Here is a 15,958-nt window from a genome sequence, read left to right as displayed (position 1 = left end):
AAGGTTTGCAATGAAACTTTTTGGAACTGATGGAGTTCGTGGAAAAGCGGGTGAATTTTTAGATAGTTTTTTGGCTATGCGTTTAGCAATGGCTGCGGGTATTTATTTTAAAGATAAAAGTATTACTAATAATATCTTAGTAGGAAAAGATACAAGAAGAAGCGGCTATATGATAGAAAATGCTATTGTTTCAGGGCTTACTTCTATAGGGTATAATGTTATACAAATTGGTCCTATGCCAACTCCTGCGATTGCATTCTTAACTGAAGATATGCGTTGTGATGCAGGGATTATGATTTCAGCTTCTCACAATCCTTATTATGATAATGGTATTAAATTTTTTGATGCTCATGGAAATAAACTCAGTGAAGATATAGAGAAAAAAATAGAAGAAATTTATTTTGATGATAAGCTTATACAAGCCTCTAAGGTAGATATGGAGAAAATTGGTCAAGCAAAAAGAATTGATGATGTTATAGGAAGGTATATTGTTTCTATTAAAAATTCTTTTCCAAAAGATCTTACTTTAAAGTCTTTGCGTGTGGTTTTAGATGTGGCTCATGGAGCAGCTTATAAGGTAGCACCTACTGTTTTTAAGGAATTAGGTGCTGAAGTTATAGTAATGAGCGATAAACCCAATGGACTTAATATCAATGAAAATTGTGGAGCTTTACATCCTGCAAATTTAGCTGCTGAGGTAAAGCGTTTGCGTGCAGATGTAGGCTTTGCTTTTGATGGTGATGCAGATCGTTTGGTGGTTGTAGATGAAAAAGGCGAAGTGGCTAATGGAGATAGTTTATTAGGAGTTTTAGCACTTTATCTTAAAGAACAAGGTAAATTACAATCAAGTGTTGTAGCCACTATAATGAGTAATGGTGCTTTAAAAGAATTTTTAAATAAACATGGCATAGAACTTGATACTTGTAATGTGGGCGATAAATATGTGCTTGAAAAATTAAAAGCCAATGGTGGAAATTTTGGCGGAGAGCAAAGTGGGCATATTATTTTTAGTGATTATGCAAAAACTGGAGATGGTTTGATAGCTGCTTTGCAATTTAGTGCTTTAATGCTTTCTAAGAAAAAATCTGCAAGCTCTATTTTGGGTCAAGTCAAACCTTATCCTCAGCTTTTAACCAATCTTAAAATTGCAGAAAAAAAAGATTTAGATAAAATTAAAGGTTTAAAAGAATTAAAAAAAGATTTAGAAAATAAAAATATCAATACCTTATTTCGCTATTCTGGAACAGAAAATTTGATAAGACTTTTACTAGAAGCCAAAGATATTAAGCTCTTAGAAAAAGAAATGAAAAATGTTGTGGAGTTTTTTAAGAAAGCTTTAAATGGCTAAAACTTTTAAATTTATTTTTTATTTTTGGGGTGCCTTTGTTTTGGTTTTTGTCCTTGATCAATGGGTAAAATCCTTAACTTTAGCAGGACTTAGATGGCAGAGTGAATACTTAGATTTAACTTATGCTCTAAATACAGGCGTAGCTTTTTCAATGTTGAGTTTTTTAGAACATAATTTAAAATATTTACATCTTGCTTTAATTGTCGTGCTTTTTATTTATCTTTTTTGGCAAAAAACACTTTTAAAAACTCATAGCATAGCTTTTGGAATGATGCTTGGTGCTGGCGTTTCAAATTTATTGGATCGTTTTATACACGGAGGTGTAGTGGATATGTTTTTTTGGCATAAATGGTTTAATTTTGCTATTTTTAATGTTGCAGATGTCATGATAAATATAAGTGTGGCTTTGATTTTAATACAAGAAATATTTAAAAAAAGGAAAAAAGATGACAGAATGGATTAATGATTATTATTTTTGGATTAAATGGGTGCATTATTTGGCATTTGTTTCTTGGATGGCTGGACTTTTTTATTTACCTCGTCTTTTTGTGTATCATGCTGAACATAAAGACAATAAAGGTTTTGTCGAGATTGTAAAAATTCAAGAAAGAAAACTTTATTTTTATATACAAACTCCTGCAATGATTGTAACTTTAATCACAGGAAGTTTAATGTTACATGCTCATAAGGAAGTTTTAATGGTAGGTGCGGGTTTTATGCATGTTAAACTTACCTGTGTTACACTTTTGATTATTTTTCATATACATAATTATTATTGTTTAAAAGCTTTAGCAAATGATACTTCTGCTAAAAGTGGGAAATACTTTAGAATTTATAATGAATTCCCAACTATAATGTTTATTATTATCGCTTTAATGATGGTTATTCGCCCCTTTTAGTTTGTCTCCGCTTTAAATTCCATACTAGCGGAGTTAAGCGGATCAATATTTTCTTTCATGATATCGATATAATCTTTATTTTTAAGACGCTTATCATCTCTAAATACTGCACGCACAAGATCCATTCCTGTGTAAAAATCTTTCATTAAAACCACAAAAAGATATTGACCAAATTCAGTTGCGATTAAAGCATTTTGATCTTTTATGATGGCACCACTTGTTTTAAGCCCTAAAAGTTCTATGAAAAGTTCTTTTTCGAGGTTGCAATTTAGAGTTTTGTTGAATTTATCAATTTCTATTTTCCCTGAAAAAATTTCAGTTAAAAAGATATATTTGATAATTTCTTTTTTATCAAAACAAGCTTTGGCTATATTAGCATTTTGTTTTTCTTGTATAAATTTAGCATAATCATTTAGATTAAATGCATTAATTAAAAGCTCCCCATCTAAAAAGCTAAAAGCCCCGCTGCCCACTCCTAGGTATTCATGATGAGAACTGACATATTCGTCATTGAGTTTATTTTTTTCCAAAGAAAAACTCCAACCATTGTTTTGAGTATAGTCTTTAAAAAATTCGCGTATGATTTGATAATAAGTAAATTCATTATCTTTAATGCTTACTCCTAAACTTTTAGCGATATTATCTTTGGTAAGATTTGATTTCATTAAAGGATAGGTTGTGATTTGTTGCGGGGCTAAATTTTTAGCAATTTCTAAGTCATTTAAAAGTTGTTTTTCGCTTTGTCCTGGAAGATTGAAAATAAGATCTATACTAAAAATAGGTAAAATTCCTAAAGCTTTTGAAATTTTTTCTTGAAGTTCTTTAGATGAACCAAATTTATTATATCTTGCCACTTTTTTTAAAGTTTCATCATCAAAACTTTGAATCCCACAACTTAAACGATCAATTATACCTTTAAACATAGAAAGCTTATTTGGATCAATATGATTTGGATCGCTTTCGCATGAAATTTCTTTTATGTTAAATAACTTTTTACAAAGTTCTAAGGTTTTTAATAATTCCTCTTCATTAATCAGTGTTGTACCACCACCCACATACATGGAGCTAAAATCAAAACCTTTATCTTTCATGATTTTAATTTCTTCTCTAAGATTTTGAAAATATACTTTGGCTAAATTTTCATCATAATAGTATTTATGAAAACTACAATAAGGACAAAAAGTATGGCAAAAAGGTACATGGGCATAAAGCATATAGCTTTTGTCTTGTTTTGGAATTTTTTCTTTGGGTTGTTTTAAAAGTTCGACATTGAAACCTTTTTGGAGGGATTTTTCCATCATAGTATGAGAGTATTTTAAAGCTAAATTTTGAAATAAATTCATAAGTGGCCTATATATTAAAATATTTAAGACATAACTTTATCAATTTTTAGCTAAAATAGGAGTAAATTTTTTATTTCTTAAATAAAAAATGGGATTAAGTTTTTAAATTATTTAAAAAGGATATAAAATGGATAAAGCCAAAATTGTTCAAAATTTAAATGCTTTGTTTAAACAAAGAGCAGAGTTTTACTCTTATTTTGATGAAAATATTGCCAAAATCAATAATACTGAAGTATTTGATTTTAAGAATGCTAAAAATTTAAATCCAGAAGAGGTATATAAGCAATTTTATCATTTTGATTATGCTATAAGAAAATTATTGCCTGCTATTTACAAGGCTTATGAAATTACAGATGCAGATTTAGACAAAGATTTTTGATTTATTTAGAGAATAGAACAAACTATTCTCTAAAAGACATATCTAAATTTTTTGATTCTTCTTTTATATTTTTACTCGTATCTTCACTTTGCTCAAATCCTCCACCAAATGCTTTGATTACATCTACTATGGAATTGGCATAAGAATATTTAGTATTATTAAAAGCAACCGCAGCATTAAGCCAATTTTGACGTGCCTCTAAATAATCTTGCAAAGACATTTCTCCTATATCATAGCGTTCTTTAGCAATTTCATAGATTCTTTTATAAGATTGTTCGCTTGCTTGTGCATTATCGTATTGTAAGCGTATAGTTTTTCTAGCTACTAAAGCATAGCGAATTTCTCCAAAAGCAGTAATCAAAGTATTTTGATAATTTACAAAAGCTTCATCTTTATTAAGTTTAGCTAAATTTACATTTTGGTAAATTTCACCCCAATGAAAAATAGGCAGAGTAAAGTTTCCACCTATATTCCAAGTCTTAGAACCTCCTTTAACCAAGGTATCTAAATCCCCACTTTCAAATCCCAATAATCCTGTTAAAGAAAGGCTAGGTAAGAAAGCCGTGCGAGCTACTCCAACAAGATAATTTTGCTGAGTTAATTTTTCTAAAGAAGAGCCAATATCTGGACGTTGAAGCAAGATGGTGCTTGAAATTCCAGTTGGAATGTCAAATTCTTTAAGATTAAAAACTTGATAGCTTTGATTTTTGTAAAGTATGTCATTTAAATCATTTGAAGTTAAAATTTTTAAAGCTTTAAGGTAATTTTCTTTATTTAATTTTGCTTCATTATATTGTAAAGCCATACTTTCTAAGTTGGCTCTTGCTTGAGCAAGTTCATATTCACCTACAGCGCCAACTTGAAATTTTTCATCATTGATCCTATAAATTTCTTTTGCAGATTCATAGGCTTCTTTAAGAGCATTTTCATTTTCATAAGCATTTACAAGATTAAAATAAGTTTGAACTGTATTTGAAATAACAGAAAGTCTTGCAGCTTCATAATCATACTCACTTGCTTTAAAGCTTGATTTTGAGGCGCGATATGTATCGCGATATTTTCCCCAAAGATCGATTTCATAGCTTAAATTAAGCCCCATTTTAAAATCATTACCGTAACTTACTTCCCCGGTTCGATTGCTTGGAGCATTTATAGCTGTTTTTGCACGACTACCGCTTGCGCTACCATCAAATTTTGGCAACAAACTGCTAAAATCTATACCTAATTGAGCAGCAGCTTGTTCCATGTGTATGAAGGCAAGTTTTAAATCATTATTATTTTTAAGTGCTAAATCAACCACTTTATTTAAATTTTCATCATCAAAGTCTTTCCACCAATTTTTTGTGATAGAGCTATTGTTTTCTTTTTCCCAAGATAAGGCTCCAAGCTTATTATCAATGCTATAGTTTGCTTCGGGAATATTTAAATTTGGACTTAAAGAGCAAGCTGAAATCAAAAGAGTAAAACTTGCTATAGCACTAATTGAAATTATTTTATTCATGAACCTTACCTCTTTTTTTATCTAGCCATTCATTAAAATTTTCTAAAAGATAGAAAAATAAAGGCACAAAGAATATCGCTAAAGTTGATGCTGCGATCATTCCACCAATAAGCCCTGTTCCTAAAGAGTGTCTTGAAGCACTTCCTGCTCCTGTTGCGAAAATCATTGGCAAGACCCCAAAAGTAAATGCCAAAGAAGTCATTATGATAGGACGAAAACGAAGTTTTGCTGCTGCAACAGCTGCTTCAAAAACTCCTTTGCCTTTTTTAAAGCGCTCTTCCATTGCAAATTCTACTATTAAGATAGCATTTTTAGCTGAAAGTCCAATCAAGAGCAAAAGTCCTGTTTGAAAATATATGTCATTGCTAAATCCCCTTAAATATACCAATAAAAATGATCCAAATACCGCAAAAGGTACAGCTGTTACAACTGCTAAAGGTATAAGCCATCTTTCATATTGGGCAGCTAGAATTAAAAAGACAAATATCATACCTAAAGCAAAAGCATAGCTTGCTGTTCCTTTACTAGAAACTTCTTGATAAGCTGATCCACTCCAAGCTATGGAATAATCATCCCCTAAAGTTTCTTTTGCTACTTGAGCAATCGCTTCTATAGCTTGACCTGAAGTATAACCTGGTGCGGGTTGACCTTGAACTTGTGCCGCTGGGAAAAGGTTGAATCGTTTTACATCATCAGGCCCTGAACTTCTTTGTAAAGTTAAGAAAGAATCAAGTGGTATCATTTTTCCATCATTTGATCTTACAAAAATATTTTTTAATGCATCTTGTGTATTTCTAAAATCACCTTTTGCGCGGATATTTACTTGGAAGTTTTTACCTAGCATAGAAAAATCATTAACATAATAAGTGCCTATAGTTGCATTCATCGTGTTAAAAACATCTTGCATGTTAAGATTGTAGTGTTTTAATTTATCTCTATCAATTATAAGCTTGTATTGAGGGAAAGTTGTATCAAGTGTTGTTCTTACTCTTGATAGTTCTTTTCTTTGGTTGGCCGCAGCAACAAGTTTATTTACATCTTTTTGTATTTCATCATAGCTTTTTCCGCTTTTGTTTTGAACATACATTTCAAAACCGCCTGTGATACTCAATCCAGGTATAGGAGGTAAGCCTATAAATACACTTGAAGCATTGCGATCAAAAGCAAATTTTTTATTAAGTTCGGCTATAATTTGATCAGCACTTACATTTCTATCTTTCCAGTCTTGCAAACCTATAAACATTGCAGCGGCATTTTCTTTGAGTGAACTTGTAAAAAGATCAAATCCTATCATAGCCATTGCATCTTTAACTCCATTAGTTTTTAAAACTTCTTGGCTTATGTGATCAACTTCTGAAATTGTTCTATGGAGTGCTGAAGCTGAAGGAAGGTTGATAATACTAATCATCAAACCTTGATCTTCTTCGGGAACTAAAGAATTTGGCACAGCTTTATTAAGATAAAAAATCGCTCCAAGCATAATACAAAAAATTAAAACAAAACGAATGGTTCTTTTTAGAATATATGCTACTCCTGCGCTAAATACAGAAGTACTCCAATCAAAAAAATCATTAAATTTCTTTACAAATTTAAATGGCTCTCCTTCATTACGTCGTAAAAAGAGTGCACATAAAGAAGGTGTTAAAGTAAGAGCAACAAAACCTGATATGGCTACAGATATTGCTAAGGTAAGGGCAAATTGTCTTTGAATTTCTCCAACAAAACCTGATATAAAAGAAACGGGTATAAAAACAGCACAAAGTACAAGAACAATTGAAATAACCGGAGAGCTAACTTCTTGCATCGCTTGGATAGCAGCATCTTTTACGCTTATTTGTTCATTTTCGTGTAAAATCCTATCGATATTTTCCACAACTATAATCGCATCATCTACAACAATCCCTATAGCTAAAATCAAGGCAAAAAGCGTAAGCAAGTTAATACTAAAGCCTAAAACATAAAGTCCAGCAAAAGTTCCTAATAATGAAACAGGTACTGCTATCATAGGAATAAGCGTTGCACGGAAATTCTTTAAGAACATATACATAACAATGATAACTAAAATTAGAGCTTCAACAAAAGTTTTAATTACTTCTTTGATTGATTCTATCACAAATTTTGTTGTGTCGTAAGGAATTTTATATGTTAAACCTTTTGGGAAATTTTTTGAAAGTTCTTGCATTTTAGCCTGGACAAGTTCTGCTGTATGCAATGCGTTTGCCCCTGATTGAAGATTGATTATAATCGGAACTGCATCATTGCCATTTAATCGTCCTTGTGAGCTGTATTGCTGTGATCCTATTTCTACATCAGCTATATCTTTAAGTCTTAAAAATGATCCATCATCATTTGTTCTTAAAATAATATTTTCAAATTCGCTAGGATTTTGTAGTCTTCCTTGCATAGTGATTGAATAAACATAAGGGGATTTTTGAGTTACGGGCTCTTCGCCAATTTTACCAGTTGCGTATTGAGCATTTTGGTCATTAACCGCAGAAATTACATCAGTAGCTGTGATTCCAAATTTATTTAATAAATCAGGTTTTAGCCAAATTCTTAAAGAATAATTACGATTTCCTATAGCGTTTGCATCCCCAACTCCCGGAACTCTTTTTAACTCATCTAAAACATTTAAAGCGATGTAGTTGTATACATCCACTGCACTCATTGAACCATCATTTGAATACATAGAAATTGCAGCAAGTGTTGCTGAAGAAGTTTTTCTAACAGTTACTCCAAGTTTTTTAACTGCATCTGGCATTTTTGCAGTTGCAGCTGAAATTCTATTATTAACATCTATAGTGGCTTGATCGGGATCTGTGCCGATATCAAAATAGACAGTCAAACTCATAGTTCCTGAAGAACTTGAAGTTGAATCCATATAAATCATATTATCTGCACCATTGATTGCATCTTCGATAGGACTTGCAACCGTTGAAGCAATGGTTTGTGCATCAGCTCCTGTGTAAGTTGCGCTTACCTTAACTGTAGGAGGAGTTAAAGAAGGATATTGTTCTATGGGTAAATTTGTAAGACCGATGACTCCAGCTAAAGAAATGATAATTGCAACAACTGAAGCAAAAACAGGTCTTTCGATAAAAAATTTAGAAAACATTATTGCGCTCCAATTTCTTTAACTTGGCTACCAACTTGAATTTTTTTAAAGTTATCTAAAATGATTTTGTCGCCATTTTGTAATCCTTTGTCAATGATAGCGTATTCATTGTTTTGGTAGCTTATATGTACAGAAGATTTTTCTACTTTTCCATTTTTAACAAGAAGAACATAAACATCATTTTGATCTTGTTTAATAGCTATTTGAGGCACTTTAAAGCCATTTTTTTGTATAAAACCTTCTGAAGTAATTGTTGCAAAAGCACCCGGTAAAAGTGTTGAGTTGTTGTTATCAAATACAGCTTTGGCTTTTACTGTTCCACTATTAGCATCTATAACGGAATCAATAAAATAAAGTTTGCCTTGAACGGTTTCTCCATTAAGATTTAAATTTGCATGAATGCTGTCTAAATCCCATTTTCCGCTTTGAGTATTGCGGACTAAATTTAGTTTATCTGTATCTGAAATAAAGAAATCTGCGTAAATAGGATTTAAATTTGTAACTCTAACTAGTTCAGTTGTTGAAACACTTACATAATCCCCTATATTAACTAAAGCATCTCCTATAGTACCATCAAAAGGAGCTTTTATTTCGGTATGATCTAGATCAATTCTTGCATTTGCAAGTTGTGCTCTAGCAGTTGTTAGACTAGCTTTTGCATTATTAAATGTAGCAAGAGAAGAGTCGTATTCTTTTTGAGAGATTGCATTTTTGCTAAAAAGAGCCTTGGAACGATTAAAATCCTTGCTCGCGTTTTCAAAAGTTGCCTTAGCCATTAAAGCTTGTCCGTAAGCTGAATCAACGCTAGCTTTAAATTTATCTTGCTCTACAATAAATAATGTCTGTCCTTTTTTTACCTTATCTCCAGCCTTAAAAAGTTTATTTACTATTACGCCACTAACTTGAGGTTTTATAATAACATCATAATCACTGACAAGTTTAGCAGGATAAGTAAAACTAAGTGACAAATCTTCAGATTTAGCACTCATTGTCGTTACAGGTTGAGGCGGCATTTGTATTTTTGGTGCTTCTTCTTTGCTACAAGCAGTGAGTAAAAGCACAACACTTAAAGCTAAAATAGTATTGTTTTGAAATAATTTCATGGTTTTACCTTGAAAAATTAAATTAAAAATTGTAATATTTATTACAAAAATTTTTGACTAATTATATCTTAATTTTGGTTAATAAAATTATTTTTTAAGCTTTGGAGCCATTGATCCCATTTAGAAAAACGTTTACAACAAATTCAACATGTTCTTTTTGTTCTTTTTTATTTTTCAAAGGAGCATTAATTAAAACATTAAGATGATGATAAGGTTCTTTTAACATAGTGCAAAAAAGAACAGCAAGTTTTTCTGCATTTTTTTTCATATAAGAATTATTTTGTTGTTTAAAAAAATCCATAAGTATGTTATAGGAAAAATTTTGTTGATTGTTTTCTATCCAATTAGCAAGGTGTCTATCTTTATCATAAACTTGAGAATAAACAATTTTACCAAAAGCTACAGCTTCTGGTTGATTAAAAATTTCTATAAAAGTTAAACCAAAAGAAGTTAAAATTTCTTTTAAAGTACCATTTTCAATTTCTTGTGTTTTGGAATAAATAAGATGAAAATGTTTTTTACATATGTCATCTAAAATTTCAAAGAATAATCCTTCTTTGCTTTTAAAACTATTATAAATATTAGAATAAGATCCTCCGGATAATTTAATAATATCACTCAAACTTGTTTCTTGGTAACCTTTTGTTAAAAAAAGCTCTAAGGCCACTGCTTTGATTTTCTCTTGTCTAGCTAAAACTTTTTGTGATGGTGTTCTATTTGAGTTCATTTTTTATCCTTTGTAAGAGTGTTTTTGGGGTATACAAATATACTTTTTCTAAAAACCGAAATTTTTTCATTATCTTTTGCATAAGCTTTTATATGTAAAGGAAAGATTACATCTTTTTTATCATTGTTTGCTAATTTTTTTGTAGCTTTGATAACAACTATTTTTTTAACTTGCTCTCCTGCTTTTAATTTAAAAGGTTTGTTTGGTCTTATGATTTCAATTCCATCATTTATTCCTTCTAAATTTGCTGTAAAATAATATTCATGAGGTTTAGAATCTGTATTTTGAAACAAAAAGGTATAAGCATTTGAAATGACTAATTTACCTTTAACATTTGAAATATTATATAATTCACTACTACGATTGATATTTAAAAGCATGCTTTCTTTTTTGCTTCCCATGATAATTAAAGCCAATAAAGCAATTAAAAGAACTATAAAATATGCTATCGTTCTAAATCTTAAATAATGAACCTTAGAATGTGTTTCAATAGCTTTTGCACTTGTCCAATTGATCAAACTTGGACGATTAAATTTGCTTTGTACCTTAGAACAAGCATCGGCACATTCAAGACAATTAATACATTCAAGTTGCATTCCTTTGCGTATGTCAATATGAGTTGGACAGATGCTAACACAGGCTTCACAACCTATGCATTCTCCTTCAGGCGGTTTTTTATGAAGTTTGATGTGTCCATCATAAATCAAACCCCCGCGTTTTTCATCGTAGATCACTTGCATTGTATCATGATCAAACATTACAGATTGTATTCTTGCATAAGGACAGACATAAATACAAAATTTTTCTTGTAAATAGGTAATATCCAAAGTAAAAAGTAAGCTAGCACAAAATAAAACTCCAAGTAAAAGTAGATGCTCACCAGGATTTTGAATATAATTGAAAAAATCTTCAGGAGGAATAAAGTACCAAAGTAAATTACTAACAGCAACTAAAGATATAAAATAAAAAATTATTACTCCAAGAAATTTTTTAAAATATTGTCCCTCATATTCTTTTTGTTTGTTATTGATATTTTTGCGAATTTTAAGAATTTTAGTTTGTATGATATCTCTATATATAACTCTAAAAATTGTTTGTGGACAACTCCAAGCACACCAAATTCTTCCACCTAAAGTTGTAATAAAAAAAATAAATAAAAAAAGAAATATAAGAATAAAAGGCATGAGATAAAATTCTTGTGTTGAAAAAGAAATAAAAAATAGGTTTAATTTAGAGTGATCAAAACTTAAAAGAAAAAAATGATTTTCATTAATTCTTATGAAAGGTAGAGCAAATATGACAATACTTGCAATTAAATATATAAAATATCGTTTTTTTGTATAGTTTGTAATGTGTCCTTGCATTTTTAGACCTTAATTATAATTTTTAGCACTTTGTAACTAAGGATTATAGCCGATAAAAACTAAAACAATTTTTAAATGCTTTCTAAGTTAGAATTAATAAGAAGTGTTTTATAATTATATTTCACAACAAAAATTTACACAGAAAGGTGGTGAGGACTGTGCCAGGAATCAAGGTGCATCCTAACGAGTCTTTTGATGAAGCGTATCGTAAATTCAAAAAACAAGTAGATAGAAATCTAGTTGTAACTGAAGTAAGAGCAAGAAGATTTTTCGAGCCTATGACTGAAATTCGCAAAAAACAAAAAATTTCAGCACGCAAAAAAATGCTTAAAAGACTTTATATGCTTAGACGCTACGAGTCAAGACTCTAACCCAAAAGCCCGAAAGGGCTTTTTTTATATCTGCAAACTTCATTTGGTATTAAAAAGTATTTATTATTTTTTGTTAAAATTTCTAATCTAGATTTTCTGTTTTTAGGATAAACTTATGAAAAAAATCAAAAAAATCATTCAAATTGGTATGATAGGTGGTTTAGCAGCTGTTGCTGGAGGTGCTTTAGCAGGTTGTGGAAGTAATAATGACAATGCAGATACTTTAAATCAAGCAGCTAATGCTCAAGGAGCTTTTGTAATTATCGAAGAAACAGCTCCAGGGCAGTATAAAATCAAAGATCAATATCCAAGTGATGAAACAAGGGTAGTTTTAAAAGATCTTAATGGTACAGAAAGAATTTTATCCAAAGAAGAAATGGATGCTTTGATTAAAGAAGAAGCAGCTAAAATTGATAATGGAACTTCAAATTTAACTAAAGACAATGGACAAATCAGTAGCGGAGGATTGAGTTTAGGAGAAACTTTACTTGCAAGTGCTGCAGGTGCTATTTTGGGAAGTTGGATAGGTTCAAAACTTTTCAATAATCAAAATTTTGCTAATCAACAACGCGGTGCTTTTTCAAATCAAAGTGCTTATCAAAGAAGTGTGAATAGTTTTAATAAAGCAGGCTCAACGAGTTCTACCTCAAGCGCTAAAAAATCAGGCTTTTTTGGTGGAGGCTCTAAAGCTGCAAGTTCTAGTTCTTCTTTTGGTTCTTAAGGATAAATAATGCAATTATTACAAGTAGACAAACTTCAAAAAGATTATTTAGAAAATATAGGTTTTTCTTGGCATACAGATGAAGATGGAAGTGATTATATTAGCAATAAGTTAGTTTGTGTTAAGGAAAGTGAAGCTAATGCTTATTATGAAGCGGTAAATGAGCTTTATGATATGTTTATTGCTGCAGCGCAAGAAGTGATTGATAATGATCGTTTTGATGAGCTTGGAATTCCTTTTAATCTTATTGATGCGATTAAGATGAGTTGGGAAAATGAGGTTCATTGGCATTTATATGGGCGTTTTGATTTAGCGGGTGGACTTGATGGTAAGCCTATAAAACTTATAGAATTTAATGCTGATACCCCTACTGCTCTTTTTGAAAGTGCGATTTTACAATGGGCGCTTTTAAAACAAAATGGAATGGATGAAAGCGCACAATTTAACAGCATTTATGAAAGTTTGATGGATAATTTTAAAAGACTTATTACCCTTGATGAAAGTGTTGAAGGGTTTGAAGAGCATTATCAAGGATGGAAAATTCTTTTTTCAAGTGTTGCAGGAAGTAAAGAAGAAGAAATCACTACAAAATTACTTTCTCATATAGCCAATGAAGCAGGTTTTCAAACTAATTTTTCCTTTGTGGATGAGGTGGAATTTAGCGAAGAGGGTATTTTTAAAGAGGGCGAAAATTATGAGTATTGGTTTAAGCTTATTCCTTGGGAAGATATAGCCATAGAAGAGGGTGAACTTGCCATGCTTTTAACTCAAATTATGCGTAATCAAAGAGCAATTATTTTAAATCCTGCTTATACGCTTTTATTTCAATCTAAGGGAATTTTAAAAATTTTATGGGAACTTTATCCAAATCATCCATTACTTTTAGAAACAAAAGATACTCCTTTAGAGGGTAAAAACTATGTTAAAAAACCTGTTTTTGGTAGAGAAGGTGCAAATATCAGTATAATTAAAGATGGAAAAACTTTGCATGAGAATGTAGGTCCTTACGGGAATAATAAGGCTATTTATCAAGAATATGTAGAGTTTAATTCATGTGAAAACGAATACTATCAAGCAGGTGTTTTCTTTGCTTATGAAGGGTGTGGCTTAGGATTTAGAAAAGGAGGACTTGTGCTTGATAATTATTCTAAATTTGTAGGACATATTATAAAGGATTGAAAAATGAAAATTGTTTGTTTAGATGCGGCAACTTTAGGGGATTATGATTTAAGTGTTTTTGAAAAATTTGGTTCTTTGCAAATTTATACTACAACAAATAAAGAGCAAACCATAGAGCGTTTAAAAGATGCTAATGTCGCCATGACAAACAAGGTTGTAATTGATAAAGATGTGATTGATGCTTGTAAAAATTTAAAACTCATTTTAGAAACTGCTACAGGGGTTAATAATATCGATATTGAGTATGCTAAAGAAAAAGGTATTATTGTAAAAAATGCTGCTGGGTATTCTACCATGAGTGTTGTACAACATACTTTTGCGTTTATGTTTGCTTTTTTAAATCAAGTGCTTTATTATGACAAATGGAGCAAAGAGGGTAAATGGTGTGAAAGTTCTATTTTTACAGATTATAGTAGAATTTTAAACACCTTAAGTGGTAAAAAACATGGTATTATAGGTTTAGGAACCATAGGTAAAGAAGTGGCAAAAATTTCAAAGGCTTTTGGAGCCGAAATTTATTATTATTCTACGAGTGGAGCTAATAAAAACGCAGATTTTGTACATTTGGAATTAAAAGATTTATTGAAAACTTGCGATATTATAAGTATCCATGCACCTTTAAATGAAAAAACTAAAAATTTACTCACCTTTGAAGAATTAAAGCTTTTAAAAGATAATGCGATTTTGATTAATGTAGGAAGAGGTGGGATTGTCAATGAAAATGATTTAGCTAAAATCATAGATGAAAAAAATATTCGTGTAGGGCTCGATGTTTTAGAAATTGAACCTATGATGAAAAATCATCCGCTTTTAAGCATTAAAAATAAAGAAAATCTTATTATCACCCCTCATGTTGCATGGGCGAGTAAGGAAGCTTTAAATGCTTTAATGGATATAGTTTATAATAATTTAAAAGAATGGATAGAAAATGGCAAGTGAACATAGTTTTGATATTTCAGCAGCTTTAGATAAGCAAGAGTTAAAAAATGCTTTTGAACAAGCTAAAAAAGAACTTGATAGTCGTTATGACTTAAAAGGAATTAAGTGTGAGATTGATTTAAGCGAAAAAGAGAGTATTTTTAAACTCAGTTCTTCTAGTGAAGGAAAACTTGATGTTCTAAAAGATATAGTGATTTCTAAACTTATCAAAAGAGGAATTAATCCTAATGCTATTAAAGAGCTTTCTCGTGAAAGTGGAGCAATGTTTCGTTTAAATTTGAAAGCAAACGATGCTATTGATAGTGAAAATGCTAAAAAAATCAATAAAGCTATTAAAGATAGCAAGCTTAAAGTTAACTCTTCGATTCGTGGTGAAGAAATTCGTGTTGTAGCAAAACAAATCGATGATTTACAAGCTGTGATGAAGCTTGTAAAAGAGCTTGATTTAGAGTTAAATATCAGTTTTAAAAATCTCAAATAAGGTTAAATTTGAAACATTGTTTAGCTCTATGTTTTGTTTTTTTTCTTTGTGCTTGTAGTGTGAAAAATCAAAATTTTTCAAGTCAAAGCTTGATGGTTTTGATTGCTTCTCCTATGATAAAAATCAATGATGCAGCTTTTTTAAAAAAAGAAAATAATGCTTTAAATTTGGAAGTTTATAAACTAGGGCAAGCTTTTTTTGAACTCAAAATCAAGGATAAAATTTGCATCAATGCAGTGTGTTATGATAAAAAAGTGTTTAATCAAAAATTTTTTAAAAATGTATATTATGATGATATTTTAAGTGATATTTTAAAGGCAAATGCTTTATGGCAGGGTAAAAATTTAGAAAAAACTGATTGTGGTTTTGAGCAAAATTTAAAAGCAAAAAATTATGAAATTTTTTATCAAGTTTGTGATAATAAAGTAAGTTTTTTTGATAAAATTTCACATACTAAAATTATCTTAACGCATATTCAAAATTGAAGG

The 15,958-nt window shown here is 30.5% G+C and carries 15 protein-coding genes and 1 pseudogene; 10 read left to right on the top strand and 6 right to left on the bottom strand.

What is annotated here, in order from left to right; all coding sequences use genetic code 11:
- The first annotated feature begins 10 nt into the window (after nucleotides 1–10).
- Genes glmM through hemJ form a run of 3 tightly spaced genes read left to right on the top strand, consistent with a single transcriptional unit; the run spans nucleotide 11 to nucleotide 2,247 of the window.
- On the top strand, nucleotides 11–1,348 hold the full coding sequence (gene glmM / locus AJN64_RS07655; RefSeq protein WP_002857318.1) for a phosphoglucosamine mutase: 1,338 nt from the start codon (nucleotides 11–13) through the stop codon (nucleotides 1,346–1,348).
- Nucleotides 1,341–1,811 carry a signal peptidase II gene (gene lspA / locus AJN64_RS07650; RefSeq protein WP_002877495.1) on the top strand — a complete coding sequence of 157 codons (471 nt, stop codon included), beginning with the start codon at nucleotides 1,341–1,343 and terminating at the stop codon, nucleotides 1,809–1,811. Before glmM ends, lspA begins: the two co-directional genes overlap by 8 nt.
- Nucleotides 1,795–2,247, top strand: coding sequence for a protoporphyrinogen oxidase HemJ (gene hemJ / locus AJN64_RS07645; RefSeq protein WP_002866637.1), 453 nt, complete (start codon nucleotides 1,795–1,797; stop codon nucleotides 2,245–2,247). The genes lspA and hemJ overlap by 17 nt, the downstream gene beginning before the upstream one ends.
- On the opposite strand, the gene AJN64_RS07640 is transcribed toward hemJ, so the two are convergent.
- A complete protein-coding gene (locus AJN64_RS07640; protein ID WP_002877497.1) occupies nucleotides 2,244–3,590 on the bottom strand; it encodes a coproporphyrinogen III oxidase family protein in 1,347 nt (448 codons plus the stop codon). The genes hemJ and AJN64_RS07640 overlap by 4 nt on opposite strands.
- 127 nt (nucleotides 3,591–3,717) lie before the next feature.
- On the opposite strand from AJN64_RS07640, the gene cmeU reads away from it, so the two are divergent.
- A complete protein-coding gene (gene cmeU / locus AJN64_RS07635) occupies nucleotides 3,718–3,969 on the top strand; it encodes a CmeU family protein (RefSeq protein WP_002857293.1) in 252 nt (83 codons plus the stop codon).
- A 22-nt stretch (nucleotides 3,970–3,991) separates the two neighbouring features.
- Here the strand turns inward: cmeU and cmeC are convergent, their stop codons facing one another.
- The 5 genes and pseudogenes from cmeC to ccoG all read right to left on the bottom strand — a co-directional run bounded on the left by cmeC (nucleotide 3,992) and on the right by ccoG (nucleotide 11,779).
- On the bottom strand, nucleotides 3,992–5,470 hold the full coding sequence (gene cmeC / locus AJN64_RS07630; RefSeq protein ID WP_002866635.1) for a multidrug efflux transporter outer membrane subunit CmeC: 1,479 nt from the start codon (nucleotides 5,468–5,470) through the stop codon (nucleotides 3,992–3,994).
- Complete coding sequence (gene cmeB / locus AJN64_RS07625) at nucleotides 5,463–8,585, bottom strand: multidrug efflux RND transporter permease subunit CmeB (RefSeq protein ID WP_083271927.1); 3,123 nt, start codon at nucleotides 8,583–8,585, stop codon at nucleotides 5,463–5,465. The genes cmeC and cmeB overlap by 8 nt, the downstream gene beginning before the upstream one ends.
- A complete protein-coding gene (gene cmeA / locus AJN64_RS07620) occupies nucleotides 8,585–9,688 on the bottom strand; it encodes a multidrug efflux RND transporter periplasmic adaptor subunit CmeA (protein WP_070292849.1) in 1,104 nt (367 codons plus the stop codon). The genes cmeB and cmeA overlap by 1 nt, the downstream gene beginning before the upstream one ends.
- A gap of 94 nt (nucleotides 9,689–9,782) precedes the next feature.
- Nucleotides 9,783–10,415 (bottom strand): multidrug efflux system transcriptional regulator CmeR, encoded by a 633-nt coding sequence (gene cmeR / locus AJN64_RS07615; RefSeq protein WP_002861132.1) that lies wholly within the window; start codon nucleotides 10,413–10,415, stop codon nucleotides 9,783–9,785.
- Nucleotides 10,402–11,779: pseudogene (ccoG, locus tag AJN64_RS07610) on the bottom strand (cytochrome c oxidase accessory protein CcoG). Before ccoG ends, cmeR begins: the two are co-directional and overlap by 14 nt.
- 158 nt (nucleotides 11,780–11,937) lie before the next feature.
- Between ccoG and rpsU the strand changes: the two are divergent.
- The 6 genes from rpsU to AJN64_RS07580 all read left to right on the top strand — a co-directional run bounded on the left by rpsU (nucleotide 11,938) and on the right by AJN64_RS07580 (nucleotide 15,955).
- Complete coding sequence (gene rpsU, locus AJN64_RS07605) at nucleotides 11,938–12,150, top strand: 30S ribosomal protein S21 (RefSeq protein WP_002780697.1); 213 nt, start codon at nucleotides 11,938–11,940, stop codon at nucleotides 12,148–12,150.
- Between the two features lie 115 nt (nucleotides 12,151–12,265).
- Nucleotides 12,266–12,871, top strand: coding sequence for a UPF0323 family lipoprotein (locus AJN64_RS07600; RefSeq protein WP_044778507.1), 606 nt, complete (start codon nucleotides 12,266–12,268; stop codon nucleotides 12,869–12,871).
- A gap of 9 nt (nucleotides 12,872–12,880) precedes the next feature.
- Complete coding sequence (locus AJN64_RS07595) at nucleotides 12,881–14,050, top strand: glutathionylspermidine synthase family protein (RefSeq protein ID WP_002831077.1); 1,170 nt, start codon at nucleotides 12,881–12,883, stop codon at nucleotides 14,048–14,050.
- A gap of 3 nt (nucleotides 14,051–14,053) precedes the next feature.
- Nucleotides 14,054–14,989 (top strand): D-2-hydroxyacid dehydrogenase, encoded by a 936-nt coding sequence (locus AJN64_RS07590; RefSeq protein WP_053872679.1) that lies wholly within the window; start codon nucleotides 14,054–14,056, stop codon nucleotides 14,987–14,989.
- Entirely contained in the window at nucleotides 14,979–15,470 is a 492-nt protein-coding gene (locus tag AJN64_RS07585; protein WP_002854188.1) for a YajQ family cyclic di-GMP-binding protein, read from the top strand. Before AJN64_RS07590 ends, AJN64_RS07585 begins: the two co-directional genes overlap by 11 nt.
- Nucleotides 15,471–15,478: 8 nt before the next feature.
- Entirely contained in the window at nucleotides 15,479–15,955 is a 477-nt protein-coding gene (locus AJN64_RS07580; RefSeq protein ID WP_002861137.1) for a hypothetical protein, read from the top strand.
- Nucleotides 15,956–15,958 lie beyond the last annotated feature (3 nt).

Origin of the sequence: Campylobacter sp. BCW_4332, assembly GCF_001763175.1 — a bacterium.
Lineage (GTDB): Bacteria > Campylobacterota > Campylobacteria > Campylobacterales > Campylobacteraceae > Campylobacter_D > Campylobacter_D jejuni.
This window is presented reverse-complemented; position numbering and strand designations above follow the sequence as displayed.

Bases quoted from the DNA above. Each gene is read 5' to 3' on its own strand.
- AJN64_RS07600 (WP_044778507.1), top strand. From the start codon at position 12,266: ATGAAAAAAATCAAAAAAATCATTCAAATTGGTATGATAGGTGGTTTA.
- AJN64_RS07590 (WP_053872679.1), top strand. From the start codon at position 14,054: ATGAAAATTGTTTGTTTAGATGCGGCAACTTTAGGGGATTATGATTTA.
- cmeR (WP_002861132.1), bottom strand. From the start codon at position 10,415: ATGAACTCAAATAGAACACCATCACAAAAAGTTTTAGCTAGACAAGAG.
- cmeC (WP_002866635.1), bottom strand. From the start codon at position 5,470: ATGAATAAAATAATTTCAATTAGTGCTATAGCAAGTTTTACTCTTTTG.
- glmM (WP_002857318.1), top strand. From the start codon at position 11: ATGAAACTTTTTGGAACTGATGGAGTTCGTGGAAAAGCGGGTGAATTT.
- AJN64_RS07585 (WP_002854188.1), top strand. From the start codon at position 14,979: ATGGCAAGTGAACATAGTTTTGATATTTCAGCAGCTTTAGATAAGCAA.
- cmeA (WP_070292849.1), bottom strand. From the start codon at position 9,688: ATGAAATTATTTCAAAACAATACTATTTTAGCTTTAAGTGTTGTGCTT.
- cmeU (WP_002857293.1), top strand. From the start codon at position 3,718: ATGGATAAAGCCAAAATTGTTCAAAATTTAAATGCTTTGTTTAAACAA.
- hemJ (WP_002866637.1), top strand. From the start codon at position 1,795: ATGACAGAATGGATTAATGATTATTATTTTTGGATTAAATGGGTGCAT.
- lspA (WP_002877495.1), top strand. From the start codon at position 1,341: ATGGCTAAAACTTTTAAATTTATTTTTTATTTTTGGGGTGCCTTTGTT.
- AJN64_RS07640 (WP_002877497.1), bottom strand. From the start codon at position 3,590: ATGAATTTATTTCAAAATTTAGCTTTAAAATACTCTCATACTATGATG.
- cmeB (WP_083271927.1), bottom strand. From the start codon at position 8,585: ATGTTTTCTAAATTTTTTATCGAAAGACCTGTTTTTGCTTCAGTTGTT.
- AJN64_RS07595 (WP_002831077.1), top strand. From the start codon at position 12,881: ATGCAATTATTACAAGTAGACAAACTTCAAAAAGATTATTTAGAAAAT.